The following is a 26,743-nucleotide window of genomic DNA, read 5'->3' on the forward strand; positions in this document are numbered from 1 at the left end:
ATTACAAATAGAGTGGGGATGTAATAAACCGGAAAACAAGTTTCGTTACATCCCCCACTAAGAAGGGTCATAATTTTTTTCAGAAAATATTTACTAACAACTCGTTAAAATAAGTTAATAACTCTGGTGTACCATTTTAAGTTGTTGTCGACGGGCTATAATTGAGAGGGAATAATTCAAAACGAAATAGGTTAATGCAATCATCCCAAAGATAGCAAAGAACTGACTGGTCGAACCGTATTGTCCTAAAATAATCATGCCTTTGCCTGTCAAATCTTCTACACCTACAACCCATACAAATGATGTATCCTTAATAACTGTTATAAACTGAGATACTAAAGGGGGAATCATTTTGTGCATAGCTTGAGGCAGAATAATATTCATCAGGGTTTGACGATAAGAAAAGCCCTGTGATTTAGCGGCTTCCCACTGTCCTTTATCAATGGAGGTTAACCCCCCTCGGACAATCTCGGCAATAATGGCCGAAGTGAAGACTGCGATTGCGACAATTCCTGAATTGATCGGTTTCATAGTGGTCATAAAACGAAAAACTAAGATAAAAAGAAGCATAGGAATGTTACGAACGCATTCAATATAGATTGTAGCGATTCTACCCAAAATAGGTTGTTTTGAGTAACGAGCAATACCAAGGGCAGTTCCAAAGACAAAACTAAGCAGAATTGCCATAACCGCAATATAGATAGTCGTCAAAAGTCCTTGACCAAGAAAACGAATTAGTTCAGGTTTAAAGACCTCTTGAATCATGATGACACCCCCGTTTTACCTTCTAAGCGGCGTGTCAAGGTCGCCAAAGGCAAACAAAGAAGGAGATAGAGCAGACCAATTGCGACATACGCAGGCCCGTAGTAGAGATTGTCACTTGACCAGGAGTCCGCACGATACATCAGGTCACCGCCGGCAACCATGGCAAGTACGGATGTGTTTTTAATCAGGTTAACCGCTTGATTAGTGAGCGGTGGTAAAACGATTCGGGATGCTTGCGGCAAAATAACGTGCCGCATAGCTCCCCAAAAACTAAAGCCCTGAGATAAAGCCGCTTCCATTTGTCCCTTATGTATCGAGTCGATTCCAGCCCTGACCACTTCCGCAATATAAGCACCATGATACACTCCGACACCTAAAACACCGACTGCGAAGACAGGTATCATAACATCCATATGAGGCAACCCATGATAGAGGAAATAAACTTGGATAACGAGTGGCGTATTTTGAATAAATTCCACATAGATGCGACTTACCAGCTTGGCGAGTTTCCACTGAGAAGTCCCCAGCACCCCAAACACTATTCCCAGTATAAGGGCCAATGCAAGGGAAAGGACGGCCACCATAATGGTGGTTTTTAACCCCTCAGCAAATACCGTCCAATCGCGAAAAAGGGCTTCCCATTTAAACCAAGCAAAAGGACCAACCACTATTTAAGCCCCCACTTTTGAATCATTTTATCGAGTTCTCCCGAAGTTTTCTGCTTAGCTATGGTATCATTTACTAATTTAGCTAATCCGTCATTTCCTTTTTTGGAGGCAATTCCATAATCTTGAGGACTAAAACTATCCGCCAGAATAACCGTTGTATCGTCTAAATAACCAGATAGGATAGAGCCATCTACGGAGAAACAGTCAACTCGGCCAGAGTCCAAAGCTGCCTTAATTTCCGGATAGGTACTGAACTCCATAAAGGTTACTTTTGCTTCAATTTTATCAGCAGCCTCTTGGATAGCTTTCTTACTGGTGGCGCTTTGGGCTACACCGATCTTTTTACCGTTCAAATCTTTGAGGCCTTGAATACCGGAATCCTTTTTAACCATCAATTTTACACCATCGGTAAAATACGCGTCAGAGAAGTTGTAACTCTTTTTGCGCTCTTCAGTAACAGTAAATGTGGCAATAACTAGGTCTACATCTCCGCTGTCCACTAAAGGGCCTCGGGTTTTTGCTGTAACGGCTGTAGTTTCGATTTTCTCAGTTCCCAAAATCTCTTTAGAGATGGCTTTGGCTAGATCAATTTCAAATCCAGTGATTTCTTCTGTCTTTGGATCCTTATATCCAAAATTAGGAACATCGACTTTGACCCCTACTTTTAGAACCCCTCGGTCTTTGATAGCCTGTACGTCTGCAGGCAATCCGTCGGTACCTTTGTCTGATGTGGTCGGAGTAGACCCGCATCCTGTTACCAGACCTGCAACTAATAATAGACTTGTTAAAATAATACCAAATTTCTTCATTATATATATCCCCCTCTTCCAATTCTATAGTCACAGCTTACCTGTGCTTTCCATATTAAACCGGAATAATTACCCCTCTATGAAGTAACCGAATTTAAAGATTAGCGTAAAATACGGCTTAAGAATGACTTCGTACGTTCATGAGTGGGGTTCTCAAAAAAGCGTTGGGGAGAATTCTCTTCCACAATCAGTCCATCATCCATGAAGATGACGCGATCTGCAACCGTTTTAGCAAAACCCATTTCATGGGTGACAACGACCATTGTTATTCCCTCATGAGCTAAATCAACCATAACATCCAGAACTTCCTGGATCATTTCCGGATCTAGAGCCGATGTAGGCTCATCAAAGAGCATAATCTTAGGCCGCATTGCCAAGGCCCTAGCAATGGCTACACGTTGTTGCTGCCCTCCAGAAAGTTGCGACGGATATACATTAGCTTTTTCTTTTAATCCCACACGATCAAGATAAGCCAGACCAGCCTTAACTGCTTCTGCCTGAGGCACTTTCTTAATAAGCATAGGGGCAAGAGTTAAATTTTCCAAAACTGTTTTGTGTGGGTAGAGGTTAAATTGCTGGAATACCATAGCAACTGACTGACGAACTTTAGCCACTAATGCCTTATGAGCAGTTATGTCTACACCGTCCACCGTAACTTTACCTGAACTTGGCTTTTCTAACAGGTTCATACATCGAATTAATGTGCTCTTGCCTGATCCACTGGGGCCAATGACCACCAATTTTTCTCCCGACTTTACCGTTAGATTAATATCTTTCAAGACGTGCAAATGACCAAAATGTTTATTTACCCCTTCTAATTGAATCAAGCGGGCTCTCCTTCCATTTCTTGTATTTTTCACCATTTAGTTCCTCTAAAGTATGTTATTTATGTATAATTTATTCGTCATAAATCCACAAAACCCTCTATTAATTAATAAGAAATACTGTATACACTCTTCAAAGTTGACAAAGACTTGCACTTGTTCTAAACTAAAAGTCGAGCTGACATTGAGATCGCGCAAATGGCGCGACTAAAATCGGAGATAACATTTGCTATGGAACTCATGTTTGTAAAGATATTCTTATCTGTGACATGTGTGCAGGTGAACCCGTACAAAGAGGGACGACAGTAGTCGTCTCTCTTTGGTATTTGTCATCTATGCCAAACAAAAACAGCGTCGGTATTCATCCCGCAGCGCTGCCTCTTCAGAAACTATATGTCAAATATCCGCAAGCCCTAAACTAATTTCGATGGCTTGATCTACTCTTAGCATCACTTCTTCATCCAATACCGCTACTTTTTCCTTCAGCCGACTTTTATCAATCGTTCTGATCTGCTCCGTAAGGATGACTGAATCCCGTTCTAATCCGCTGCGTTTAGCTCTTACCTCTACGTGAGTCGGTAATTTCGCTTTAGCAATCTGTGAAGTGATCGCGGCAATAATTGTCGTCGGACTAAATTGATTCCCTATGTCATTTTGGACCACGAGGACGGGACGAGTTCCTCCCTGTTCTGAGCCGACGACGGGGTTAAGCTCAGCGTAATAAATTTCCCCGCGTTTTATCATCATCTCTGATACGCCACCATCGTTTCTTCATAATACTCTAATACTTCTTGTTCCGTTTGAAATAATTCTCTAGCTATGGATAAATTCAGTTGCGCCATTTCGAGGTACCCTTTACGCATTTGCTCATGGATTCCCTTCTTCCGGCGTTCGTGAAGGATGCTATTCAATGCTTCTCGAATAAATTCGCTGCGATTACGCTTTTCAACTGTGACGATCCCATCAACCTCCGCAAGCAAACTCTCCGGCAAACTAATCATAATTCGCTTACTTTCTGCCACATTTGCACCCCCAAGTCATTTAGCTAAAGCTATACTCTATTATAGACAGTAATCTAAAAATGTGTCAACGAATTCAACAAGTAATTAAACCAAAACCCCTTGAAAACAAGGTCATTTCACCATGTAAATTATGGTAAGATACAATATGGATGAGAAATTCTATCAAGAATCCTTCATTAACTATAGTATATCAGTATATCACTCTTGATATACTGATTTTTGTTATTAACCAATCATAGCCATGATTTTAGGCCTGTTTCAATAGCCTTTTGACCATGGCCTTATGCGCTAAATCTTCCAAGCAATCGTCAAGTTCCATCAAGGAAGTGTCCACTCCACGCCTTTGAATAGCCAATTCTAACAACAAATCGGCGAGATGCGGATTCTTAGGGAGGAGCGGTCCATGTAAATATGTTCCAAAGACGTTGAGGTAACGTACCCCTTCCCCACTGTCCTCACCGTTATTTCCATGACCGAATAGGACTCTGCCCAAAGGGCTAATCCCTTCACCCAAATAAGTTTTGCCTGAATGATTCTCAAACCCAACCATCGTCCTATATTTATTGGAATTACCTCTTGATCCTTTCTCGTCAAGCTCCACAACCACATTTCCTATCAGACGCTTTGCTCCAGCAATTGTCCAGACATCCAAGATGCCCAACCCATTGATTCTTTCCCCATTAGCCATTTGATAGTAGTTTCCTAACATTTGATAACCACCGCAAATAGAAAGCACAACGAGACCATTCTCAATGGCCTTTCTAAGTTCATTCTCCCGACGCATAAGATCTTGAACCAACAGGCCTTGTTCACGGTCAGAACCGCCGCCAATAAACAAAATATCCATACCCATGAAATCCAAGTCTTCCCCTAACGAGGCTTTTTGAATTACTGGTTCAATTCCCCTCCAACGGCACCGAGCCGCTAACGTTAAAATATTACCTCTATCTCCATAAAGGTCTAGTAAATCCGGATACAGATGGCAAATAGCAAGTTTCACGCCCTTGCCTCCTCTCCACGTTCCTTAGCTCCCGAATTCGATAGCCTCGCACTCTTTTGACAGTCTTCCACGATCTCCCGAAGCGGAAAGAGCAGAGTATACGTGGGTAATATAAACCAGGCTTCACCCTCTGCCCAACTTCCTGTCAACATCTTTAGGGCTCCAGCTAAACTATGTTCAAGTATAAGTTTCTCGACGGATACGCCGGCATATTTTAGCCTTAAGGCCATGTCTTCCGCACGAAGACCTGTACATACCACTTTCTGTATCCGTGCCTCATGCGTTCCTAATCGTTCAAAGTTCACATCCCAAAGCCAAGAAATATCTCGCCCATCCGCCGCTAGATCATTAATTCCGATTAAAATCCCCAGGGGTCTATCGACACCAATCATTGTCTGAATGACCTGATCAAACCCTGTCGGATTTTTAACGAGAGTTAAGGTGATTTCTCCCTCCGGGAGACTAAACCGTTCCATCCGTCCGGCTTGAGGGATAAACACTCGCAGTCCCTTTTCAATAACTTTATCCTTGAAACCTAATTCACGGGCTGCCGTAAGAGCTGCAAGTGCATTGTACAGATTATAATACCCTTGCAGCGCTATCCTAAAGACAACCTCATCAACCTGAAACAGCAGCAACCCTTCATCCTGATGAACATCCTTCGCCAGTATTTCAGGTTCAGGACGATGGAAACCACACCCTGAACACTTGAAAATCCCCAATTGACCGTAGTGAAACAGCGTATAATCTAAGGCCGCTCCACATCCGGGGCAAAACCTGGCTTCCCGTGTCTCCTGACTATCACCTTGGCTGTCTGGAGTGCGCTCCACCCCATAATAAATTGCCTGATTATGATTCGTACCAAACTGAGCAACTAAAGGATCGTCCGCATTTAAGACAAGAACCGTTTCTTTCGGCAAAGATCCTTTAACCATACGTACTGTAGTATCTAATTCTCCGTAACGATCGAGCTGATCACGGAAAAAGTTAGTGACAATCGCTAAACTGGGAGACACGTGCTCACAAAACTTAGGAACTGTCGCTTCATCCACTTCTAGCAATGCTAAACTCGCTCGTGATAAACCATTCCAGCCTGTATTCTGTATTAACGCTCCAGTAATTCCAGTCACTAGGTTCGCGCCCGCTTGGTTAAAGGCAAACACTTTTCCGGCTTGCCGCAAAATACTTGCCAGGAGATTAGCCGTTGTCGTTTTTCCATTGGTCCCGGTAACCATGATAATCCCATCAGTATAGGCCCCACTCAAGTGGCGCATGATCTGCGGGTCAATCCAGTTGGCAATCTTTCCGGGCAGGGTCGTCCCTTTTTTTCCTGTAACTAACAGCCCCATAGTTATTATCTTACCAGCCCATAAGGCAAGCCAAAAACGCCATGTTCGCTTCATGTTTACTCCTTTAATTGTTATCTCATACATTGTAGCACTCTTATGTGTATTATCAACCAAAATCCATATAAAACAAACCTTATCTTTTTAAGCCTTCCAATCATTTAGCACTTTAGAATTAAAAATAGATTTCATGTTTTAGATAGTCTTCTGATTATCTATTTTACCATGCCAAACTTAGATGTTAATAATTATTGCTGCCTGTTTTGTCGTTTCTTGACAGTAAATATGGACTTGAATTTATTGACTCGCTTATTAAAACTATGGGATAATAGTCAGGTGTGTGGTCAATACTTAGAAATGAGATGATGCTTTGAATGATTATGTCAGCTCCTTGATTTTAGGGATCGTAGAAGGAATTACCGAATTCCTCCCGATTTCTTCGACAGGGCACCTAATCATAGTGAACCAGTTTGTTGGGTTTACGGAACAATTTGCCAATATGTTTGATGTAGTAATACAACTGGGCGCAATTCTTTCCGTCGTTGTTTACTTTCGACATAGACTTATTCCCTTCGGCAATTATAAGTCAGCCAAAAATCAAGAAATATTTGAGCTATGGAAAAAGACCCTGGTCGGAGTTCTCCCTGCCCTTGGAATTGGCTTTCTAGTAGCGGATTACATAGAAGAACTTTTGTTTAATACGACAGTTGTTGCTATAGCCCTCATAATCGGAGGATTAATTTTATTATATATTGAAAGCAAGAAACCTGCCTTCAATATTAAATCCATGAAACAACTCACTTACAGAACTGCTCTTTTGATTGGGTTTATCCAGTGTTTAGCTATGATACCCGGAACCTCACGCTCAGCCTCAACCATAATAGGGGCCATGTTATTAGGTGCTTCAAGGGTTGTAGCTGCAGAATTTTCCTTCTTCTTAGCCATTCCTACTATGGTTGCTGCCTCTGGTTACACATTGTTAAAAAATGGACTCACATTAAACTCACATGAGTTTCTAGTGGTAGCTTTCGGATTCTTCATATCGTTTATCGTGGCCTGGTTAGTAATCGCAGGATTCATGAGTTACGTTAGCAAAAAGGATTTTAAGCTCTTTGGTTACTACCGAGTTGTATTCGGAATCATTGTGCTTATGTATTTTGGTTTTATACCGGCCTAGATTTCTTATAGGTTGATAGGACTTCGAAGAGACCCTCCAGGAAATTCTGGAGGGTCTCTTCTTATCCCTAAGTCAATTCACAGATCAAGTCTTGTACGTGAAATTTAGAAAGCTTTAAATCCATTGATGCTTTTATTTACAACTAGATCTAGTACCGGCCCCAGCACAAAGCTTAAGAAAATTCGAAATCCCTCAGCCAATACTAAAGCTACGCCTATACGCAGTAAAAATCTCCCCCACCGAGATGTAGACCGATGCAGGATGCCATCGTAATCCAAAGCTCCAGCAGCACCCCACCCGAGCACCAGGCAAAGCATAAAAAAGGCATAACTCAACCCAGTAGTTAGATCAAACATAGACATGGCACCCCCTTGCCACAATTTATGAGGCAACAAAGGGTTTTATGTCTCAAAGAGTTTTACTTTTAATAATTAAATCACTTCGGACATTAAACAAAGGATCGCATCAATGCTCCGTTGGATCACTATAAACTCGCGGAACCCGTTTAGAAATTCCACAAACTACTTCATAGCTAATGGTACCCATCCAATCTGCCATTTCTGCCGCTGTCAGTCGTTCGTTTCCATCTTTTCCCAAAATAGTTACGACATCCTCTATTTTTACTCCCGGTATCTTAGTTACATCCAGCATAGTCTGATCCATACAGATCCGCCCTATAATTGTTGAACGTCTTCCATGGATCAGCATTTCCCCTTGATTGGAAAGAGCTCTGCGCATTCCGTCCGCATAACCTACCGGGACAGTCGCCACAACCGTAGGGTAAGCCGCTTGAAATGTGCAGCCATAGCTTACAGTCTCTCCGGTATTGATACTTTTGACATGTGACACTTTAGCTTTCCAAGCCATTACCGGTTCTAGTCCAATATTCCCGTCAATTTGAGAAGATGGAGTGAGTCCATAGAGACTAATTCCCAGACGAACAAGCTCAAAATGTGATTCCGGGAATTGAATGATCCCCGCGCTATTAGCCGCATGGCGGATCGGAATAGTTAGTCCGGCCCTCTTCAGCTCTTCATAGACAGTTTTAAAAGATTTTAACTGTTTTCTGGCAAATGACAAATCTCTTTGGTCCGCAGTCGCAAAATGTGTGAAAATACCTTCAATAAACAGATTGGGTAAATCGGCAATTCTTAGAATCTCAGCGACGTCGGTCTCACGAAATCCGATTCGCCCCATCCCTGTATCAATTTTTATATGTAGTCTCGCCCTTCGGTTAAGCCTCACTGCTGACTCGGAAAGTGCTTGAGCCTGAGCAAATTGAAAAACGGTGGAAATAATATCCCTTTCAACTAAAGTATCCGACTCATTCCCTTCCATAGCACCAATGACCATGACCTCAACCTCAGGAAACGCCGCTTTAATTTCCAGGGCTTCTTGCAAAAGAGCAACCCCAAAACGCTTTGCACCACAGGCTATAAGCGTTTTTACAACGGGAATCGCTCCATGTCCGTAAGCATCCGCCTTTACAATCGGCATTATTTCACTTTTAGTATATGTCTGAAGCTTGTAGAAATTTTCTCTAAGGGTTTGCAGATTCACCTCAGCCCAGACCGGTCTCCCTCCCATAGTTTATCCCCTCTTTCCCTCTAAACCCTTATACTCTAATGCACGCCTCACTTTAGGAATTTGATCTGCTACTTCTGAGGCTGTGAATCCAGACCAACCGAACTCTTTTGCTAACTCATCCGCTGCTTTACCATGTAAATATACGCCCAGACAAGCCGCTTCCAACGGTGAAACTCCTTGGGCTAACCAAGCAAGAATACTCCCGGTAAGAACATCTCCCGTCCCCCCTGCACCAAGTCCGGGATTTCCGGTTGGGTTAAAGAAAGCACGACCATCAGGGGAAGCAATGATAGTCACAGAACCCTTTAAAACGACCACAGCCTCCCACTCAACTGCTTTTACCACCGCAATATCTAACCGATTCCGCTCAAGATCTTCAACACTGCATTGACAGAGTCGAGCCATTTCACCGGGATGAGGCGTAAGTATCAACTCGCCTCTTCCATTTCTCAAACTCAACAGACCTGGTTCTAATGCTATGAGATTAAGGGCGTCAGCATCCAAGACAATTGGGCAACTAATATTTTTAAGAATTTCTTCTAAAACAGAAATAAACTCTATATTCTCACCTAGACCCGGACCTGCAGCAAGGGCTTTAGCTTTCTCAGATTGTTTTAAGACTACCTGCCAAGCTTCTTCATTCAAGAAATCTTCTCCAGGCGCAGACCAAACAGTTGCCTCCGTGATGCTTGCATCCACTTCTTTTGCAATCCCTTGTGGAGTAACGATTTGTAACAACCCAATTCCACTTCGCAAAGCTCCTTGTCCTGCTAACACTGATGCCCCGCTCATCCCTTTAGACCCTGCCACAAGAATACCTTTTCCATGAGTTCCTTTATGCCCTTTGAGATGACGAATAGGAATCATATCGCGCACATCATCATCCATCAATATAAACGTAGAAATCCCTTCCTCTACCAGATAGGATTCCGGAATAGAAATAGGATCCACTACAACCCGTCCACAATATTCAGGCCCTTCACCGAGAAAAAGGCCCCATTTGGGAAGCCCAAAGGTAACTGTAGTTTGGGCCCGAACCGCAGTTCGATAAACTTTACCGGTATTAGCCTCAACCCCGCTGGGAATATCAATAGAAACCACCCATCCGGGAGCACAGTTCACTTCATCCACATATTCTTCAATCAGTCCAGGCAAAGCCCCACGCATTCCAATTCCAAAAAGTGCATCTACAACCACATCTGCTTGCGCCAGAGCCAATCGTGTTAACCGCCGCTGTTTCTCTCCTTCGATTACAAATAGCTTACCGGTGGTGCCTTGAAAAAGATGCAAATTTAAAACAGCATCTCCCTTTAATTCCTTAAGTGCAGCAAATACTAAAACCGTAACATCCATCCCTTGAAAAACCAGATGTCGAGCAACAGCCAACCCATCTCCGCCGTTATTTCCTTTGCCAACAAGAATCACTGCTTTTCGACCGTTTAGCCCCTCCTTCCCTTTGGGGATACAACGTCGAATCTCTTCGACGACTGCCCAGGCTGCATTTTCCATAAGGAGCAAACTTGGAATACCATAATGATGAATGGCTTTTTCTTCTATCTGCCGCATCTGTTCTGCATTGACCACACGCACTTTCCCCACCCCAGTTCCCTATATTAGCTTAAAATTGCGAACGCCATCGCTTGAGTTCGATTATGGGATAAACTAACTCGAACTTCTGATCCGCCCCTGGCACACGCCTGATCCATTGCTTTAAGACTGAGAAAAACTTGCGGTTCTCCCCTTAGGTTACTCAAAATCTCTATATCATGCCAGGACAATCCTTGTAAGCCAGTTCCCAAAGTCTTAAGAACTGCCTCTTTTCCAGCAAAACGTGCTGCATAACTTTGAATACCTTTCCCAATTAAGGCTTCCCTCTCTCGAATTGTGAAAAGGCGCTCAATTAGTCTAGGTTGACGTTTAAACGCCTGTGCCACTCGTTCTATTTCTATAATATCAATGCCAGGATACATTTTTAACTTACTCCATCCAACTTATAAAATTGACCTTAGCTTCTGTTGCCCTTCTGCTGAACCTGCTGCCAGCAGAACGTCCTCTCCACGCAGAACAAAGCTGGCGTCTGGAGAAAATTGTTCCAATCCATCTCGAACCACTGCCACAATAGTTGCCCCTGTTCGCTCTCGAATTTTTAATTCTCTCAAAGTCTTGCCAATGGCAGGGGATGTTTTTCCGATTTCGATTTCTCCAACATCCAACCACCGAGACATTAGGCGGTCAGTATAACCCAGGAATTTATTAAGGTGACTTTCAATCTTTAAGTCAATTTCACGCCTTTGATCCATAAGCTTCTTAAGATCTTCAACAAAGACTTGAATTTCTCCTTTTTGATCAAAGGATTTAACAAATTTTTCTGCCATGGCCTTTGAGGTTACGGTGATCCCTACTCCTTGACTGACCACAACCACACCGACATTTTGCAAAACTGCGATGGCCCGGCGAATAGTTTCTGGAGAAACATTATACCGTCCTGCTAACGTCGAACGGCCATGAATTTTCACTCCTTCATGATATTCTCCCATCATGATAGCGTGAGCTATATCAATAGCAATTTCCTGATACCGAGCCTTTTCCAATTATGTTCAACCCCTTATTCAATCTCGCTGATTCGTGGTTTATAGTTCGTGGTTTGAATAACTAATAATAAAATATCCAATCGAATTTCAACCTATTATAACATAGCCAAATCTTGGTTACATCATGCTATTGACAAGTAACAACTCTTGTGTTAATATAAGGTTGTCAGTAAACTGAATATTTTTACCTTGCTGAATTTCCAAAAGGAAAACGGGGGAACCACTTCTTGGGGTGAATCGCCAAATGGCGTAGAGCAGTTTTCAGCTCGAATCCGACAGCTAACCTCGTAAGCGTTGAAACACGTTAGCGTGATATTTCGCGTTTAATTCTTTTGGGAACCGACGATTTGATTGGTTCTTTTTTGTTTTTTAGAAGGCTTGGCTTAGCGCCAAGCTTCCGCGCAAGCGGTAGCCATAGCGGCACTTATGCGTTGGGCCACGGATGGCGTACAAAACACCTCCATTACTAGAGAAAAGCGCAGCTGGATGAATTAAGTTTCAACCGGAAACAGATAAAGGAGGAATATATATGGCTGTCGAACTCCAAGAACGTTCAGGCACATTTCGACAATATGCGCTTAAGCGCGCAGTTGAGCTTAAACAAATGGTTATTCCATATCTCAATGATTCAAAAAAAGTTCCTACGGGATTTTCACTTACACAAACCTATGAATCCCGCCGTGCAGATATTCTAAGTTATTTCGACGCCACACTTGAGGACTGGGAAAGTTGGCACTGGCAAATGGCGCATAGAATTTCAGACCCTCATGTCTTGATGGCTCTGCTTCCCGGATTAACTTTAGATCAATGTGAGGAAATTGACCGCGCAGGAAAAACCTATCGCTGGGCTGTATCCCCTTATTATCTAAGTTTAATGAGTGATACGGACCCTCTGGACCCAATTCGGCTTCAAGGATTGCCTTCATTAGCTGAACTCGTCGAAGACTTTGGCGAAGATGATCCTATGGGCGAAGAAATCACATCTCCTGCTCCAGGGATTACTCGCAGATACCCGGATCGGTTAATTATAAACGTCACAAATATGTGTGCTATGTACTGCCGGCACTGCCAGCGCAGACGTAATATTGGTGAAACCGATACTCATACCCAACGAGCAGAACTTAAAGCAGCTCTAGATTATATTCGCGCCAATCCCGAAATTCGAGACGTCTTAGTAACTGGCGGAGATGCCTTGCTTCTTAGTGATCTCACTCTGGATTGGCTTCTGGGAGAACTTCACTCAATTCCTCACGTAGAAATCAAGCGGCTTGGCACAAGGGCTCCAGTGACTCTTCCTATGCGCATAACGGACGAACTGTGCTCAATATTAGCTAAATATCCACCCCTTTATATTAACACACAGTTTAATCACCCCAAAGAGGTATCTGAAGATGCTAAAAAAGCGGCTGACAAACTTATTGCAGCCGGGGTGGTCTTGGGTAATCAATCGGTTTTACTCAAAGGAATAAACCATCAACCAGAGGTCATGAAGAAACTAAATCATGAACTCCTCAAAATCAGGGTTCGCCCATATTATATCTTCCATGCCAAAAACGTCAAGGGAACACGCCATTTTGTTCCTCGGATTCAAGACGGGCTTGCCATAATGGATCAGTTACGAGGATATACTTCGGGTCTTGCGGTGCCAACTTATATTATAAATGCCCCGAAGGGCGGAGGTAAGACACCCATATTACCTCAATACCTGGTATCTCTTGATGAAAACAAAGCAGTTTTACGTACTTGGGAAGGAAAACTTGTCCAGTACGAAACCCCATAATAGAAATAGTTATAATACAAGGAGGCGAGTGCAATATGGAACGTCTCAATAATGATCAAATAAGCCAACGAATAATTGCTACAAATTCAGATATCAAACGTTACTTGAATTTAGCACCTAGCTTTAAACTCACGCCACCCCAGTCTAAGCCGAAAAACTTCTGTTATAATGCATCCATGCAGCCAGATCAGTTATCACGGCCTAAGCTCAGGCCTTAAATCCGAACTTCATTTTTCTCCTTCTCTTTAGCGACCCTTCGGGGTCGCTATTTCTCCGCCCTTTTCCCTTGCCATGTATCTCTGAGTTCTAACTCAGCGTCGATGGCATTAAGAACTTCCCACTTCTTCCGACTCCAAAGAGGCCCGATTAGATCATCTGGGGGGCCATCTCCGGTCAAACGATGAATCACCATCTCTGGCGGTAAAATTTCCAGAATATCCACAACAAGAGAGACATAGTCCTCTTTCGTCATGAGTTCAAATGGCTTACTTTCATAAATTGTTGCCAATGGAGTGCCCCTGAGCACGTGTAACAAATGAATTTTAATCCCTTGTATAGGCAGACCGGCAACCGCCCGCGCTGTTTCCAGCATTTCTGCTTTTGATTCCCCAGGCAAGCCTAGAATTATATGGGCGCAAACCTGTATCCCTCTGGATCGTAATTGTTCTAGACCCTTAAGAAATCGGGAATAATCATGTCCCCTTCTAATCCATTCCATAGTTCGATCATGACTGCTTTGCAAACCCAGCTCTACCCATAAATACGTCTGCCGATTCAGTTCCTCAAGATAGTCGAGCACATCTTCCGGTAAGCAGTCCGGCCTTGTTGAGACGGATAATCCAATGACATTTTCTTCTGCCAGGGCTTCTTCATAAACCTCACGTAACCTTTCCGGCGAGGCATAGGTATTGGTATACGCTTGGAAATAAGCGATATATTTTGCGCTTGGCCATTTCCGCTTCATTCGTTCTGAAACTTCAACAAATTGATCATGAAGAGGTAACTTCTGATCTCCGGCAAAATCCCCGGATCCTCGCTCGCTGCAATAGACACACCCGCTCCACCCCAAGGTTCCATCTCGATTTGGGCATGTAAATCCAGCGTCCAAAGAGACCTTAAAAACTTTCTCCCTAAATCGATTACGTAAATGTTCATTAAACGTAAGATATCGTTTCTTTTGCATACTTGCTTCCATTCTTTATGATGATCTCCCATCTTTCATCTTCTGACCAGGTTAGGTAGTTAGCATGGGAATAATTACCTTTTGCTTTTGGTTGTGGCGTAAGGTTAATCAGCCTCCAATTATTGACTCTAAACATCAATTGTAACTATACGAAAGGCAAGAAGGCACAGGATAATATTACCACACAAAGCAGACATTGCAAGATTGTTAAACCTTTCTAAAGGCTTTCAAGAAGGGATTCCTTGATAACTGATAGAATGATAACTCCAGGAGGTGTCAAATGTACAATTCATTACTGGAAAATTTGCCCTTTCCCTCTCGCATCCCCTTGATGGGCGGCCCTACACCCCTTGAAAGAAGCCGTCTTGCTTGGGGTGATGATGCATTATATTGGAAACGAGACGACCTGACCCCCTACGGCCTTGGGGGGAATAAACTGCGCAAACTTGAATTTTTGATGGCTGAAGCACTAAGTCAAAAGGCAGATCTCATTATAACATCGGGTGCACCTCAGTCCAATCATGCTCGTCTCACTGCCGTCGTTTCCGCAATGTTAAAGCTTAAACCCGTGATTGTTATTCCAGGAGAGACACCCACTGAATGGGGTGGCAACCTGCTTCTGGATCGTCTAGCCGGGGCAGAAATTATAGCTTGTGGAGAAGAACCCCTTAATCAAGCAGTGAACCGCATTTCCGCCGAAAAGAAATCAATAGGTTTTAATCCCTACACGATCCCTCTGGGGGGCTCTAATGTTCTCGGATCGCTGGGATATTTTCTCGCTTTTTTCGAACTGCTTAAGCAAGCCGAAGAACAAGGATGGGTCCCAAATACCCTGATTTGTTCAGTCGGCAGCGCCGGAACTCTAGCGGGGTTGATCGCCGCCAATGCTCTTCTCCCACACCCTCTTCGCATACTGGGAGTCAATGTAATCCAAAGTTCAGATGAACTTCATACACAGGTTAAAAAACTTGCTGCCGAGGTCTTGGACCGGCTTCATGTTCCTTGTCCTCTGCCATCTTTTAAGATTACTGCTAATTTTATCGGACCGGGATACGGCATACCCACTCCAGAGTCTTCTAAGGTCATCATTGAGTGTTTTCGAACTGACGGTATCCTTTTTGATCCCGTTTACACTTCCAAAGGTGTGGCTGCAGTTAAACACCTGATGCAACAGAAAAACCAAGAATTCCCTGAGAAGATTGTCTTTTGGCACACTGGAGGCGGGCCGGCCATCTTTGATCAACATTATTATGCAGACCTTCTTGGTTACACCTGATATAGCTCCAGTTTTTCTCCGCTCGGACCTCGAAAAAAGAAATTATACCGTCCTTCTCCTATCGACATGGGTTCCGAAGCAGTCAACTCAACCTGATGGTCTTTTAAGTGATCAATCGCTTTTATAATATCGGATACACGGATTGCCAAGTGATTAACAACTCCATCCTCAAACTTTTGGCCGTTAATGACTTCCACCAGCTCCACAACTGTCCCCCCCAATTCCAGAAAGACCAATTCCACCTCGCCTGGTTTAATCCGGTTTAAAAACTTAAAGCCAAGTACTTCTGTGTAAAATCGAATGGCCTTTTCCATTTCCAAGGCTTTAATTCCAATATGTTCGACTCCAATAAAAAGGGATTTGTTCTCCATATCTATTCCCTGCTTTCTCATTTTGTCTATCATTTCCCTGAGTTGTTTAAGAACGCTATTCTCTAGTATATCCATTTAAATCCAGCTCAAAAAACGACTGTTAACACACTCCGCCAATTATTTCATTAACATCTCTAATCAATATTTCTTTAAGCTTCCCCTTTAGGTTGGATAAAACCTTCCAATTCTAACAGCCTTTCCTTAATGTCTAAACCCCCGGCATACCCTGTCAAACTTCCGTTTTTGCCGATCACTCGATGGCAGGGAACCACAATTCCTATTGGATTTCGATTGTTGGCCATGCCCACTGCCCTTTGCCCTTTTGGATTACCCACTCTCGCAGCAATATCGCCATAACTGCGTATCTCTCCGTATGGTATACGCAAAAGCTCTTTCCAAACTTGAAGTTGGAAAGGGGTCCCGACTTGATGAAGAGGGATGCTAAAGTCCTTAATCTTCCCTGTTAAATACTCTTGCAACTGACGAAAAACCTCTGTATTGGGCTCGCGTTTTCGAATCAAGAATCCTTTTGGAAACCAGCGTGCTGCCCATATTCTCAAGGACTGTTCCTTCTCAACCATCGAGCCGATCCCTAACCAACATAGCCCCGCCGCAGTGGAGGCAACCGTTAATTCAATCTCCATATCCTTGATATTCATCTGCTCCGACCAAAACGCAAGAGTTCGAACCTGCCAGAGTTGCTGAACAGTATAACTGATAAATTTGCCATCTTGATAAATTTCAAGATGGTGCTGATCATTTTTTAAGCGCTGATCCAGCTCTTTGGAAACGCTCCATTTAGGTCCTTGTTCACGGTAAAGTTCAAAGTCATCCGCTGGTTTTCTCATCAGGGCATAAATCAAGGCAGCCAATCCTCGTGCGAAGGGTTCTTTAGCTTCTAAGAAGGGGCTTATGCGTTCTTCCAGAGGATATACTAACTGTGGGGCAGTCTGTGCCAATTGCACTAATCCCCACAATGCCCCATCCCTTAAGCTCTCATCTTCTAACAACCCAGAAAGCATCCAATTAAAATGTCCACAAGTCTCTGGACAATGAGCAAGGAGACTCCCTATGGCCTCAGATGCATTCCAAGCCGTCCCCCCAGATTCTTCATTAAGCATCCAAAAATAGCGTCTTACAAGTTCAACCGCAAATGTAGGCTTTTCCTTTTCGATTTCACGAACTAAAAAACCTAAGGCCTCTACAGCTCTCCAAAATATAAGCCCATCTTTAACATAAATTCGGGTCATTAATTGTCGGTAGACATTCCTATGTTCTTTAGCCCAAATACTAAGTTGATTCCAATCCCTTTTCTCTAAAACTTGTTCTACATCTCTTTTAGTCGGCATTGGACACCCCTTCTCTCTTCCGCATATTTTTCACACCCTCTTTAAGGGCAGAACTTCCTTAACCTATTTTTATTTGTTCTTTATTAAGAATCATCTTATCACAATTTAATTAAACTGTGTAAATAAAATGGTAATCCTAAAAAATCACTCGAAATAACCTTGGGTGCGCAACGAAGCGGGCCAATTGTACGCCCAAGGTCACTCAGACCTCCTTAAAGAACAAAAAATAGGGGGCCTCAGGGAGGCCGCCCATTTTTTGTTCTTTAAATTAAATGTCAATCTCTCTCTTTGTATTTATCCCAATAGGCAGTATCAGTTAGCACTTCCCCACCAATACCCATATTGCTGTATTCGTGTTCATCTAAGGTAACTGTGAAGGCTGCCATAGGAATTCCCAAGGCCTGGGAAGCAGCTTGACTCATTCCATGAATCAGACTCCTCTTTTGATCAATAGTTAGGACAGGTCCATCAAAGTTAATCATTGGCATTTACAAGGCACCTCCGTTAAATTCATTGTTTTACTCTTAATATAAAATCCCCGTTTTAAACCAAAAACATGTAACCTTCATCAACGTCTTAATCTTTTTATTTTGCCTTATTTGCAAGAAATCCCCTTAAGATTTTCCCCATAACTTTCTTCTGTTGACAGCTTGCCATTAATCTCTCAAAAAAATATCAGCCATGTACAAGAAACAGGGCTGACACATCACAAGGGAGTATATAGTTATATTTATGAAGGATTATGCAAAAATGCTTGATAAATATAAAGGATTTTTCTACATGAATATTAGCTAAATAGCCAGTATTAAACTTTTGTAATCCCACAAACGGGACAGTTCTGCAGTGCCAATGGTATCTCAAGGCCACAGGCATCCATCAACTCGGCATTCACCAGAATTTCAGAAGTTACCCCATCCGCCGCAATTTCACCATTTTTAATAACAATAGTCCTGTCACACATTTCGAAAATCATGTCTAAATCATGACTGGTAATAACTTTTGTATGCTTAAAGCTCGTAAGGAGCTCCATAACTTTTCGTCTGGATTTAGGATCAAGAGCCGCGGTAGGTTCATCCATAATCAAAATATCGGGTTGCATCGAAAGCACTGAGGCAATAGCCGCAGCTCGCTTTTCTCCGCCTGACAATTTAAAGGGGGCGCGATCTTTTAAATGAAGGATGCCCACTAGTTCTAAGGCATTGAGAACACGCTTTTCAACTTCCTTTTCATCAAGTTTATAGTTACGAGGTCCGAAGGCTACGTCATCGTAGACAGTATTCATGAATAACTGGTCATCAGGGTCCTGAAAAACCATACCCAGACTTTGGCGAATCATCGGAAGTGTCTTCTTAGTGACATGGACATCACCTACACAAACTTCTCCTTGGCTTGGAAAAAGCACCCCCATAAGCAACATCAGCAGTGTGGATTTTCCTGCTCCATTCGCTCCAATGATTCCCACGGACTCCCCATGATGGATACAAAAGGACATCCCTTTGACCGCCTTATGTCCATCAGGATAACTATAATGCAAATCCTTGACCTCAAGTTTATGATGACTCATCTTATCACTCCCGTTATCAATGAACCTATTAACATCGGAATATTGTACATTCTCGCCACTGCAAAGAAAAATACCCATCCGATAAAATAGGATAAATCCCAAACTCTAATTTCTTTGAACCCTCCTGTATGGTACTCCCCTGTAAACCCTCTTAAACACATTGCTTCATAAATACGCTGGGCTCTGTCAAAGGTGCGGAGGATCAGTTGTCCGGCCAATGAGCCCCAGGCACTTCGATGGACACCTTTTTGTCTCGGAGCCCGTAAAGAATACGCCCTTAAGGTTCGGGCTACCTCCTCCATCAGCACAGAAATATATCGATAAGTTAAGAGCAGTTGGAGCACAAATATCCGAGGAATTTTCATCATTCTTAAGGCCCCAGCTAATCGGTCCATTCCAGTGGTAGCAATAAGCAGCAGGGCTGCAGTTACAGTTAATCCGCTCTTAATCAAAATAGCAAGAAAGGTAACCCACCCTCTGGAGATTTCAATTCCGCCCAGCAAATAAATTTGATGATCAAAAAAAGGGTTTAATATTCCTATTCCAATAATAAATGGTGAAACAAGTAAGATCCTTAAAAATATCGGTTTAACAGGAAGTTCTCCCAGAGTAAAGACCATCACTGGGTATAAAAACAACGACAGTAATCCACCAATCTCATATCTTCCAAAGGAAACAACCACAGTTAAGTAACTAACTGTGGTTAATAATTTTATAAGAGGATGCAGCTTGTGTATCACAGTTTCCTGCCTGGAAAGATCATCAAGCAGACGCATATTGTACAATGAATTCATGATGTTTGCCATATCAACAATCCAATCAAATTTTATCAATAAAACTATACCTGCGACAAGCGTTAGGAAGGGCGGTCTGGTCGCCTGCCGTCAACTAAACGACGGATTTAAGAATTAGTTCTATACTTTCTTCGCTTCAGCAAACCGATACCTACTCCCACAAGGACCGCTAAGGCCAGAGTCAGCCCGCCGCCTACTAATCCGGAAGTGCTCGTCCCTCCGCTTATGGCCGGCCATGTTTCTTCCTCTTCTCCGGCACTTAGCTCTGTTTCAGCCTCCGGTGTCTTAAAAGAATAGTCAGGCAAAAAGGCTGTTTTAGTCTGTAGATCAGATAGTTGCTGATGCAGACCATCCGGAGCCTCCAGTTCGGCTGTACCGGCAGTCTTGATCATCGCCCATTCTAAGCCATCAGGATTGGAAGAGGCAAACCAGGATAATCCTACTCCAGTAATCAGCGCAATCGCGATCAGTCCTGCAACCACCTTCTTTATAGAGACATTACCTAGAGCTCTTCCAGAGGCAGCCCCTTCAAGGATTTCCGGCCGGGCGTTCCAAATATAGGTTACGACAGCAGCTGTGACAAGTCCTTCTACTGCCCCAATTGCCAAATGAATTGGCTGCATTAATAGTACAAATGTCCCAAAAGGCAACTCGGTCTTACCAGAGAAGAGGGTTTCTAACACGACCCCGAAAGCTCCCATTTGAAGTCCTATAATCGCTGCAAGGATCGAAGCAAAGAAAATGCGCTTGGTAGTATACCCTCTTCCCATAAATCCTTTATAGATCAAGGGATAGGCAATAAAGCAGGAGAAAAAGCCCATATTAAACACATTGCTCCCTAAGGCCAGCAAGCCTCCATCTGCAAAAAACAGCGCTTGGATTGTGAGAACGGAAGCAATAGTCAGGAAACCCGCATACGGACCAAGCAAGATTGCAAGAAGTAACCCTCCGCCAATATGACCACTTGAGCCTGTTCCGGGTATGGTAAAGTTGATCATCTGGGATGCAAAGATAAAGGCTCCCATAACTCCCATCAACGGAATCTTCTTTTCATCCATCTCGGATTGAATCTTCTTAATTGAATAGGCCGCAACACCCGCTGTTGCTACCCACATGGTTCCACCTACCAGTGGTGAAATCAAGGCATCTGCCATATGCATAAGTATCCCTCCAATTGTTATAAATAATATCATATTTTAGTCTTCTCAAGATAATTTTATAAAAGGTTTGATTCTTTAGCTTATATGTAACTCTCCCTTCCACTCAGAATAAACAAAAAAACCACAAAGTTGACTCTAATGAGTCGAACCTCCATGGTTTTTGCAAAGACCTTCATGATCTTACTTACAAATATATTTACTTAATACAATTCTACTATCATCTGAGATTTCCTGCAAGGAAAAAAATGATACTTTGCCAAATTATCTTATCCCCTTACCGAGAATTCCAATGACTTGACTCATTGACAAGCTACATCATTTCTCATTATTGAAGTTGGCATCTCTAAGATAGTACTAGTCAGATATTTAGTGTAAGAATGCTGTGGCTGCCTAAAAATCTGCTGCCTGCTCCCCATTTCTACCAACTTGCCCTGATGCATCACCGCAACTCGGTCACTTACCGCTTGAACCACTTCTAAGTCATGAGAGATAAAAAGCAGGCCTATGGTATGCTCCTGTTGGAGTTTCTTTATCAAGCTCAAAATCTGGGCTTGAACGGAAACATCCAGCATGGATGTGGGTTCATCCGCAACAATAAATTTAGGTTTAAGCGCCAGCACTCTGGCTATGGCGACACGCTGAGCCTGTCCTCCGCTGAGTTCGTGGGGATAACGTTCCAGGTGTTCCTCTGACAGCCCTACCTCATCCAGCAATTGTTTTACTCTATTCTTTTCCTCTGTTTTGCTCTTAACAAGCCTATATAGTTTCAATGGTTCTGCCAGAGATTCAGATATCTTCATACGAGGATGTAAGGATTGCTGAGGTTGCTGAAACACAATCTGCATTTCTCTCCGTATTTTTGCAAGCTTTGCTTGAGACATGCCCGTCAATTCCTGACCTTCAAAACGCACGCTTCCAGAGGTCGGCTTGATCAGCATCAGCATCAGCCTTGCTACTGTGGATTTTCCACACCCACTTTCTCCGACAAGTCCCAGGGTTTCTCCCTGTTGTACACAGAAGTTGACATCATCAACAGCCCTGACCCCACTCTTATTAAAAATTCCAACACTATACTCTTTGACTAGGTTTTTAACTTCAATCAGCATAAAAAGCACCTCACATAATGGTTTGCTCCAGTCAATGCTATTTTCGGATGAAGTGCAGAACAATCAGGACAAGCATCTCTGCATCTGGGTTGAAACCTGCATCCTGCGGGGAGTGAGGAAAGGCTGGGACTAAAACCGCGAATCGGTTTAAAGCCTCTTCCGGGCAAAGAATCAAGGAGGGATTGGGTATAAGGGTGTCCGGGTTTTTCCAATATCTCGGCAGCTGAACCCATCTCCACGATTTCTCCGGCATACATAACGGCTATCCGATCTGCCAGTACAGCAGCCACCGAAAAATCATGGGTAATCAGCAGCATGGACGAGCGATTCTCAGCGGCTTCTTCCCCCAGCATTGTCACGACTTCTTTCCTTAGCACAGCATCCAGACCTTTCGTAGGCTCGTCCACGAGAATCAGTTTTGGTTGGCAAGCTACCCCCATAGATACCAACACTCTCTGTCGCATCCCTCCACTCAGTTGATGAGGATAGTAATTCATCTTTTTGGCAGGATCGGGCAGCTGCAAGCGAGTAAACAGCTTGACTACCTTCTCCCGGGCTTCAAATTTTCCAAGCGTTTTGTGAAGCTGCAGGACTTCCCTGACTTGCCAACCAACTTTGAGCAGCGGATTAAGCGAAGTCGCCTGACTTTGAGGAATCATACCGATTTCTTTCCCTCGCAGTTTCCGCAGTTCCTCTTCACTTGCTTCCAGAATTTCCACCCCATTGAAGCGGATACTTCCTTCGATCTGTGAATTCTTCGGTAACAAGCGAAGAATGGAAAGGGCCAGGACAGATTTCCCACAGCCAGTTTCCCCAACCAGCGCCAAAACTTCCTGGGGATAGATATCCAGGGAGACATCGTCAACGGCTTTAACAATAGTTTCCTTCACTTGAAAATGGGTGATAAGGCCGCGAATGGCAAGTAACGGAGACGTCGTCTGCTTAGTTACCATGGAACCCCTCCCTCTCTGAGCTATTCAATGTAACCTTCCCGCAGCCGAGGGTCAAAATAATCCCTCAAGCTATCCCCTAGTAAGCTAAAGGCTAAAATGGTAACCATCAGGGCTAAACCAGGAAACAGGGTTACATGCGGCGCAGTCCTGATAAACTCTCTGCCTTGGTTAATCATTGCTCCCCATTCAGCCTCCGGCGGTTGAGCACCCAGGCCGAGAAAACTGAGGCTAGCCATAGACAATACAATATGGGCAATGTCGAGGGAGGCCATGACCATCACTGGAGCAATGACGTTCGGCAGAATGTATTTAAAGATTATTCTACTGGAGCTGTTGCCCATTGCCCTGGCGGCTTCGACAAACTCAGACTCTTTTAGGGTCAACACCTCCGCTCGGACTAATCTGGCATATCCCGTCCAGTGTACCAAGGTCAGGGCAACTATGACGCTTCCTAAGCCCGGACCCATGGATACAATTAAGGCCATGGCCAGAATAATGCTGGGAAAGGCTAGCATAACATCCACTGAGCGCATGATTAAACTATCTGCTTTGCCACCCTTATATCCTGATATAAGTCCTACCAGCACTCCTCCCACCCCACTGATAGAAACAATGACTGCCGCAGCAACCAAAGAAGTTCTTGTGCCTTGAATGACTCTGCTCAACACGCACCTGCCCAAGGGATCTGTCCCGAAAGGATACTGGAAGGAGGGTGGCTTCACTTTATCTGCAAAGCTTACACTGATAGGATCATGCGGCATAATCAGCGGTGCCAATACGCCAACTAAAACGATGATGAGCACAACTGCAGAACTAAAACCCAGCAGTTTATCTCGCTTCACGGATCTAACAACAACCTCTTTATTCCTTTTATTTGCGACAAGCGCAGCGTCCAATTAACTCTCCCTCCCATAGCGAATCCTCGGATCCATCAGTGCATAGGACAAATCTACCAATAAGTTTACCAGGGCATAGGTCGTGGCCATTAGTAAGACACAGCCTTGAACCATGGGTATATCTTTGGCAAAGATTGAATCTATCAGCAGTTTCCCTATTCCCGGCCAGGCAAAGACGGTTTCAACAATCACCGATCCTCCCAGCATGTGACCAAATTGCAGCCCCACCACAGTGACAACTGGCAGAAAGGCATTTTTTAAAGCATGCCTGGATATTATCCCTGTCTCGTACAAGCCCTTAGCCCTGGCGGTTAGAATATAATCCTGACTCATTACTTCCAGCATGCTGGAGCGCATCATCCGCATGGTCACTGCCCCCATACCAGCAGCAAGTGTCACACAAGGCAACACCAGAGAGGATATACCCCGAAATCCAGCGACTGGGAAGAAATCAAAACCAAGAGAAAAAATAATTATGAGCAAATAAGCTAACCAGAAGCTGGGCATTGCCACAGCAAAAAGAGCACTGATTCGGCCTAAGTGATCAAAAAATGTGTTCCTCTTAACTGCACACAGAATACCGAGGGGTATTGCCATCAAAAGTGATAATGCTACACTCAAGCCCGCTAACAACACTGTCGCGGGAAACCTCAGCCCGATGAGCTCTGCTACCGGAAGTTTGTAAACGCAAGAATCTCCCAAATCCCCTTGAACCGCTTGCTTCAGCCAACAATAATACTGTTTGTACAAAGGCTCATTGAGCATATAGCGTTCTGTAATCTCTGTAATTTCCGCCTCGGTTGGAATCTCTTCTAAACCAATGAAAGCATACTTCAATATGGTTACCGGGGTTGAACCCGGTGTCAAATGCAAGATGCCAAAGGTAAGAATGGAGGCAGCCACAACCACTAGGATTGTCGCCGCCAAACGTTTGAGAATGAATTTCCACATTCAATTCTACTCCTTGATATTAACTTCATTGGTCAGCATGTAATCGTGAGCTGTAGGATTAAAGACAAAGTTATTAACTTTGCTCTTCATTGCCACAGCCACGCCATAATAGGCAATCGGTATCACAGGCTCTTCATCTTCCAAAATTTGCTGTACCTGCTTGGATAGGTCGTACTTTTCTTGTTGATCATCCGCAACCATGCATTCGTCGATCAGTCTGTCAACCTCTGAGTTGTGATAGCCAATCACTTTATTATTTTTTGAGTAATAAAGAGTATTTAAATGATAGGAAGGTGAAGGAATCATTGCTGTGGCGAAGGCACTCATTTTCATATCCCATTTTCCCTTGGAGGCAATTTCTGACATTGCTGTACTATCCATAATCTCAGTTTTTAGCTCAATCCCCAGGTTTTTAAACTGGGCTTGTACTGCTTCGGCCATCGGCGGAAGTCCTGGTCTTTGAGGATAAGTCATAAGTGTAATTTTCATTGCCTGGCCGTTTTGATCGACAATACCGTCTCCATCTGAATCGCTCCAACCAGCTTCAGTGAGGAGCTGTTTAGCCTTTTCAGGATTATAGGGATATCCTTTTAGATTCTCATTTGTCCAGGCCATTCCAGGCATGTAGGGCCCTATAGCAGGCGCACCGCATCCGAAAAGGACATTTTTCACAATACTTTCCCTATCGATTGCATAACTCATTGCTTTCCTAACTCTCAGGTCATTAAAAGGAGCCTCATTTAAATTCATTTCGATTATATATGTCCTAGCTGTCTTATTGAGCTCCACCTTAAGCCCCTCCACTTTTTCCAACCTCTCCAACTCATTATAGGGTGGATCACAGGTGAAATCGATTTCGCCCTTTTCTAACGCAAGCGCCCGCGTATTAGGATCGGGTAAGGCACGAATTTCAAGGCTTTCCAGTTTAGAAACAGTCCCCCAATAATCTGTATTCCTGGTCATCTTCATGTCCCCTGTGGAGAGGTCAAATTGCTCTAACTTGAATGCTCCTGTACCAATAGGTTTTATCAGTTTTCCGTCTTTATCGACGGAGCTTTTTGCAATGATCGAAGTGTTTGAGTAATGCAGTGAAGCCGGTAAGTCACTGTTAGGGTTTGTCGTTCTAATTACAACGGTCCTCTCATTCTCTGCTTCCACTGTACTAATCTTTGTGAAACTTTGAATCTGCGGATTGATAGCAATCGCTCTCATCAGCGACCACTTAACCGCTTCTGCATTCAGAGGAGTACCATCATGAAACATGACATCTTCACGCAAGGTAAACTGCCAGGTATTCGAGTCAATTCTCTTCCATTCGGCAGCCAAACAAGGCTCTAACTCAAAATTCGGTTTTGTACCCACTAGTGATTCGGTAATCAACGCTTTTTCCATGGTTAGTGTACCATTCATGGCCGGATCAATATTATTGATTTTCCATATTTCCCCCACTACTAACGACTGATTTCCTGAACTGACTGCCTTAACTCCACAGCCGACAGTGCTAAGCATTAAGGATACCAGCAGAATACTGAGAACCATAGATAGACTTCTTCTCATCGTTCTCTTCCTCC

The 26,743-nt window shown here is 43.5% G+C and carries 29 protein-coding genes and 1 riboswitch; of the genes, 4 read left to right on the forward strand and 25 right to left on the reverse strand.

Features of this window, described 5'->3' with window-relative positions; translation table 11 throughout:
• Positions 1–114 precede the first annotated feature (114 nt).
• The 8 genes from LJE72_RS15885 to LJE72_RS15920 all read right to left on the reverse strand — a co-directional run bounded on the left by LJE72_RS15885 (position 115) and on the right by LJE72_RS15920 (position 6,491).
• Positions 115–765, reverse strand: coding sequence for an amino acid ABC transporter permease (locus LJE72_RS15885; protein WP_229248760.1), 651 nt, complete (start codon positions 763–765; stop codon positions 115–117).
• Complete coding sequence (locus tag LJE72_RS15890) at positions 762–1,433, reverse strand: amino acid ABC transporter permease (protein ID WP_229248761.1); 672 nt, start codon at positions 1,431–1,433, stop codon at positions 762–764. The genes LJE72_RS15885 and LJE72_RS15890 overlap by 4 nt, the downstream gene beginning before the upstream one ends.
• Entirely contained in the window at positions 1,433–2,242 is an 810-nt protein-coding gene (locus LJE72_RS15895) for a transporter substrate-binding domain-containing protein (protein ID WP_229248762.1), read from the reverse strand. The genes LJE72_RS15890 and LJE72_RS15895 overlap by 1 nt, the downstream gene beginning before the upstream one ends.
• Before the next feature lie 101 nt (positions 2,243–2,343).
• A complete protein-coding gene (locus LJE72_RS15900; RefSeq protein WP_229248763.1) occupies positions 2,344–3,069 on the reverse strand; it encodes an amino acid ABC transporter ATP-binding protein in 726 nt (241 codons plus the stop codon).
• Between the two features lie 393 nt (positions 3,070–3,462).
• Complete coding sequence (locus LJE72_RS15905; protein ID WP_073030781.1) at positions 3,463–3,813, reverse strand: type II toxin-antitoxin system PemK/MazF family toxin; 351 nt, start codon at positions 3,811–3,813, stop codon at positions 3,463–3,465.
• Complete coding sequence (locus tag LJE72_RS15910; RefSeq protein ID WP_073030780.1) at positions 3,810–4,088, reverse strand: CopG family ribbon-helix-helix protein; 279 nt, start codon at positions 4,086–4,088, stop codon at positions 3,810–3,812. Before LJE72_RS15910 ends, LJE72_RS15905 begins: the two co-directional genes overlap by 4 nt.
• Before the next feature lie 247 nt (positions 4,089–4,335).
• Positions 4,336–5,088, reverse strand: a complete 753-nt coding sequence (locus LJE72_RS15915) for a type 1 glutamine amidotransferase (protein WP_229248764.1) — start codon at positions 5,086–5,088, stop codon at positions 4,336–4,338.
• Entirely contained in the window at positions 5,085–6,491 is a 1,407-nt protein-coding gene (locus LJE72_RS15920) for a MurT ligase domain-containing protein (protein ID WP_229248765.1), read from the reverse strand. The genes LJE72_RS15915 and LJE72_RS15920 overlap by 4 nt, the downstream gene beginning before the upstream one ends.
• A 313-nt stretch (positions 6,492–6,804) precedes the next feature.
• Here LJE72_RS15920 and LJE72_RS15925 point away from each other — a divergent pair, with 313 nt between their 5' ends.
• On the forward strand, positions 6,805–7,611 hold the full coding sequence (locus tag LJE72_RS15925) for an undecaprenyl-diphosphate phosphatase (RefSeq protein WP_229248766.1): 807 nt from the start codon (positions 6,805–6,807) through the stop codon (positions 7,609–7,611).
• A 104-nt stretch (positions 7,612–7,715) separates the two neighbouring features.
• Here LJE72_RS15925 and LJE72_RS15930 read toward each other — a convergent pair whose 3' ends face one another.
• The 5 genes from LJE72_RS15930 to LJE72_RS15950 all read right to left on the reverse strand — a co-directional run bounded on the left by LJE72_RS15930 (position 7,716) and on the right by LJE72_RS15950 (position 11,789).
• Positions 7,716–7,967 carry a hypothetical protein gene (locus LJE72_RS15930; protein WP_229248767.1) on the reverse strand — a complete coding sequence of 84 codons (252 nt, stop codon included), beginning with the start codon at positions 7,965–7,967 and terminating at the stop codon, positions 7,716–7,718.
• Positions 7,968–8,076: 109 nt separating this feature from the next.
• On the reverse strand, positions 8,077–9,198 hold the full coding sequence (alr, locus tag LJE72_RS15935; protein ID WP_229248768.1) for an alanine racemase: 1,122 nt from the start codon (positions 9,196–9,198) through the stop codon (positions 8,077–8,079).
• A gap of 3 nt (positions 9,199–9,201) precedes the next feature.
• The gene (locus LJE72_RS15940) at positions 9,202–10,788 is read right to left on the reverse strand and encodes an NAD(P)H-hydrate dehydratase (RefSeq protein ID WP_229248769.1); all 1,587 of its coding nucleotides are present in this window, start codon (positions 10,786–10,788) and stop codon (positions 9,202–9,204) included.
• A gap of 23 nt (positions 10,789–10,811) precedes the next feature.
• The gene (gene acpS, locus LJE72_RS15945) at positions 10,812–11,168 is read right to left on the reverse strand and encodes a holo-ACP synthase (protein WP_229248771.1); all 357 of its coding nucleotides are present in this window, start codon (positions 11,166–11,168) and stop codon (positions 10,812–10,814) included.
• Positions 11,169–11,189: 21 nt separating this feature from the next.
• On the reverse strand, positions 11,190–11,789 hold the full coding sequence (locus LJE72_RS15950; protein ID WP_229248772.1) for a TrkA C-terminal domain-containing protein: 600 nt from the start codon (positions 11,787–11,789) through the stop codon (positions 11,190–11,192).
• A gap of 180 nt (positions 11,790–11,969) precedes the next feature.
• A riboswitch (cyclic di-AMP (ydaO/yuaA leader) is annotated at positions 11,970–12,098 on the forward strand.
• A gap of 220 nt (positions 12,099–12,318) precedes the next feature.
• Here LJE72_RS15950 and eam point away from each other — a divergent pair.
• Positions 12,319–13,569: a glutamate 2,3-aminomutase gene (eam, locus tag LJE72_RS15955; RefSeq protein WP_229248773.1), complete on the forward strand. Its 1,251-nt coding sequence runs from the start codon at positions 12,319–12,321 to the stop codon at positions 13,567–13,569.
• A gap of 35 nt (positions 13,570–13,604) precedes the next feature.
• Positions 13,605–13,787 carry a hypothetical protein gene (locus tag LJE72_RS15960; RefSeq protein ID WP_229248774.1) on the forward strand — a complete coding sequence of 61 codons (183 nt, stop codon included), beginning with the start codon at positions 13,605–13,607 and terminating at the stop codon, positions 13,785–13,787.
• Positions 13,788–13,834: 47 nt separating this feature from the next.
• On the opposite strand, the gene LJE72_RS15965 is transcribed toward LJE72_RS15960, so the two are convergent.
• On the reverse strand, positions 13,835–14,752 hold the full coding sequence (locus LJE72_RS15965; protein WP_229248878.1) for a TIGR01212 family radical SAM protein: 918 nt from the start codon (positions 14,750–14,752) through the stop codon (positions 13,835–13,837).
• 280 nt (positions 14,753–15,032) lie between these two features.
• Between LJE72_RS15965 and LJE72_RS15970 the strand changes: the two genes are divergently transcribed.
• Positions 15,033–16,028: a D-cysteine desulfhydrase family protein gene (locus tag LJE72_RS15970; RefSeq protein ID WP_229248775.1), complete on the forward strand. Its 996-nt coding sequence runs from the start codon at positions 15,033–15,035 to the stop codon at positions 16,026–16,028.
• Here the strand turns inward: LJE72_RS15970 and LJE72_RS15975 are convergent.
• From LJE72_RS15975 to LJE72_RS16025, 11 genes are all read right to left on the reverse strand, one after another.
• Positions 16,019–16,399, reverse strand: a complete 381-nt coding sequence (locus tag LJE72_RS15975) for a VOC family protein (protein WP_229248880.1) — start codon at positions 16,397–16,399, stop codon at positions 16,019–16,021. The genes LJE72_RS15970 and LJE72_RS15975 overlap by 10 nt on opposite strands.
• A 149-nt stretch (positions 16,400–16,548) precedes the next feature.
• A complete protein-coding gene (locus LJE72_RS15980; RefSeq protein WP_229248776.1) occupies positions 16,549–17,748 on the reverse strand; it encodes a DVU0298 family protein in 1,200 nt (399 codons plus the stop codon).
• A gap of 275 nt (positions 17,749–18,023) precedes the next feature.
• On the reverse strand, positions 18,024–18,236 hold the full coding sequence (locus LJE72_RS15985) for a tautomerase family protein (RefSeq protein ID WP_229248777.1): 213 nt from the start codon (positions 18,234–18,236) through the stop codon (positions 18,024–18,026).
• 317 nt (positions 18,237–18,553) lie between these two features.
• Positions 18,554–19,312, reverse strand: a complete 759-nt coding sequence (locus LJE72_RS15990; RefSeq protein WP_229248778.1) for an energy-coupling factor ABC transporter ATP-binding protein — start codon at positions 19,310–19,312, stop codon at positions 18,554–18,556.
• On the reverse strand, positions 19,309–20,118 hold the full coding sequence (gene cbiQ / locus LJE72_RS15995) for a cobalt ECF transporter T component CbiQ (RefSeq protein WP_229248881.1): 810 nt from the start codon (positions 20,116–20,118) through the stop codon (positions 19,309–19,311). The genes LJE72_RS15990 and cbiQ overlap by 4 nt, the downstream gene beginning before the upstream one ends.
• Before the next feature lie 95 nt (positions 20,119–20,213).
• Positions 20,214–21,266 carry an energy-coupling factor ABC transporter permease gene (locus LJE72_RS16000; protein ID WP_229248780.1) on the reverse strand — a complete coding sequence of 351 codons (1,053 nt, stop codon included), beginning with the start codon at positions 21,264–21,266 and terminating at the stop codon, positions 20,214–20,216.
• 299 nt (positions 21,267–21,565) lie between these two features.
• Positions 21,566–22,372 (reverse strand): ATP-binding cassette domain-containing protein, encoded by an 807-nt coding sequence (locus tag LJE72_RS16005; protein ID WP_229248782.1) that lies wholly within the window; start codon positions 22,370–22,372, stop codon positions 21,566–21,568.
• Positions 22,366–23,325, reverse strand: a complete 960-nt coding sequence (locus tag LJE72_RS16010) for an ABC transporter ATP-binding protein (protein WP_229248784.1) — start codon at positions 23,323–23,325, stop codon at positions 22,366–22,368. Before LJE72_RS16010 ends, LJE72_RS16005 begins: the two co-directional genes overlap by 7 nt.
• Before the next feature lie 20 nt (positions 23,326–23,345).
• A complete protein-coding gene (gene nikC / locus LJE72_RS16015; protein ID WP_229248786.1) occupies positions 23,346–24,221 on the reverse strand; it encodes a nickel transporter permease in 876 nt (291 codons plus the stop codon).
• Positions 24,222–25,172, reverse strand: coding sequence for an ABC transporter permease (locus LJE72_RS16020; RefSeq protein WP_229248788.1), 951 nt, complete (start codon positions 25,170–25,172; stop codon positions 24,222–24,224).
• A 6-nt stretch (positions 25,173–25,178) separates the two neighbouring features.
• Complete coding sequence (locus LJE72_RS16025; RefSeq protein WP_229248789.1) at positions 25,179–26,729, reverse strand: ABC transporter substrate-binding protein; 1,551 nt, start codon at positions 26,727–26,729, stop codon at positions 25,179–25,181.
• Positions 26,730–26,743: the final 14 nt, after the last annotated feature.

The organism is Desulfosporosinus shakirovi (genome assembly GCF_020595055.1).
GTDB classification, from domain to species: Bacteria; Bacillota; Desulfitobacteriia; order Desulfitobacteriales; family Desulfitobacteriaceae; genus Desulfosporosinus; species Desulfosporosinus shakirovi.

Coding starts and splice junctions, on each gene's coding strand:
- LJE72_RS15885 (WP_229248760.1), bottom strand. CDS start 765: ATGATTCAAGAGGTCTTTAAACCTGAACTAATTCGTTTTCTTGGTCAA.
- LJE72_RS15895 (WP_229248762.1), bottom strand. CDS start 2,242: ATGAAGAAATTTGGTATTATTTTAACAAGTCTATTATTAGTTGCAGGT.
- LJE72_RS15905 (WP_073030781.1), bottom strand. CDS start 3,813: ATGATGATAAAACGCGGGGAAATTTATTACGCTGAGCTTAACCCCGTC.
- LJE72_RS15920 (WP_229248765.1), bottom strand. CDS start 6,491: ATGAAGCGAACATGGCGTTTTTGGCTTGCCTTATGGGCTGGTAAGATA.
- LJE72_RS15930 (WP_229248767.1), bottom strand. CDS start 7,967: ATGTTTGATCTAACTACTGGGTTGAGTTATGCCTTTTTTATGCTTTGC.
- alr (WP_229248768.1), bottom strand. CDS start 9,198: ATGGGAGGGAGACCGGTCTGGGCTGAGGTGAATCTGCAAACCCTTAGA.
- acpS (WP_229248771.1), bottom strand. CDS start 11,168: ATGTATCCTGGCATTGATATTATAGAAATAGAACGAGTGGCACAGGCG.
- eam (WP_229248773.1), top strand. CDS start 12,319: ATGGCTGTCGAACTCCAAGAACGTTCAGGCACATTTCGACAATATGCG.
- LJE72_RS15960 (WP_229248774.1), top strand. CDS start 13,605: ATGGAACGTCTCAATAATGATCAAATAAGCCAACGAATAATTGCTACA.
- LJE72_RS15965 (WP_229248878.1), bottom strand. CDS start 14,752: ATGCAAAAGAAACGATATCTTACGTTTAATGAACATTTACGTAATCGA.
- LJE72_RS15970 (WP_229248775.1), top strand. CDS start 15,033: ATGTACAATTCATTACTGGAAAATTTGCCCTTTCCCTCTCGCATCCCC.
- LJE72_RS15975 (WP_229248880.1), bottom strand. CDS start 16,399: ATGGAGAACAAATCCCTTTTTATTGGAGTCGAACATATTGGAATTAAA.
- LJE72_RS15980 (WP_229248776.1), bottom strand. CDS start 17,748: ATGCCGACTAAAAGAGATGTAGAACAAGTTTTAGAGAAAAGGGATTGG.
- LJE72_RS15985 (WP_229248777.1), bottom strand. CDS start 18,236: ATGCCAATGATTAACTTTGATGGACCTGTCCTAACTATTGATCAAAAG.
- LJE72_RS15990 (WP_229248778.1), bottom strand. CDS start 19,312: ATGAGTCATCATAAACTTGAGGTCAAGGATTTGCATTATAGTTATCCT.
- cbiQ (WP_229248881.1), bottom strand. CDS start 20,118: ATGGCAAACATCATGAATTCATTGTACAATATGCGTCTGCTTGATGAT.
- LJE72_RS16000 (WP_229248780.1), bottom strand. CDS start 21,266: ATGCATATGGCAGATGCCTTGATTTCACCACTGGTAGGTGGAACCATG.
- LJE72_RS16005 (WP_229248782.1), bottom strand. CDS start 22,372: ATGCTGATTGAAGTTAAAAACCTAGTCAAAGAGTATAGTGTTGGAATT.
- LJE72_RS16010 (WP_229248784.1), bottom strand. CDS start 23,325: ATGGTAACTAAGCAGACGACGTCTCCGTTACTTGCCATTCGCGGCCTT.
- LJE72_RS16020 (WP_229248788.1), bottom strand. CDS start 25,172: ATGTGGAAATTCATTCTCAAACGTTTGGCGGCGACAATCCTAGTGGTT.
- LJE72_RS16025 (WP_229248789.1), bottom strand. CDS start 26,729: ATGAGAAGAAGTCTATCTATGGTTCTCAGTATTCTGCTGGTATCCTTA.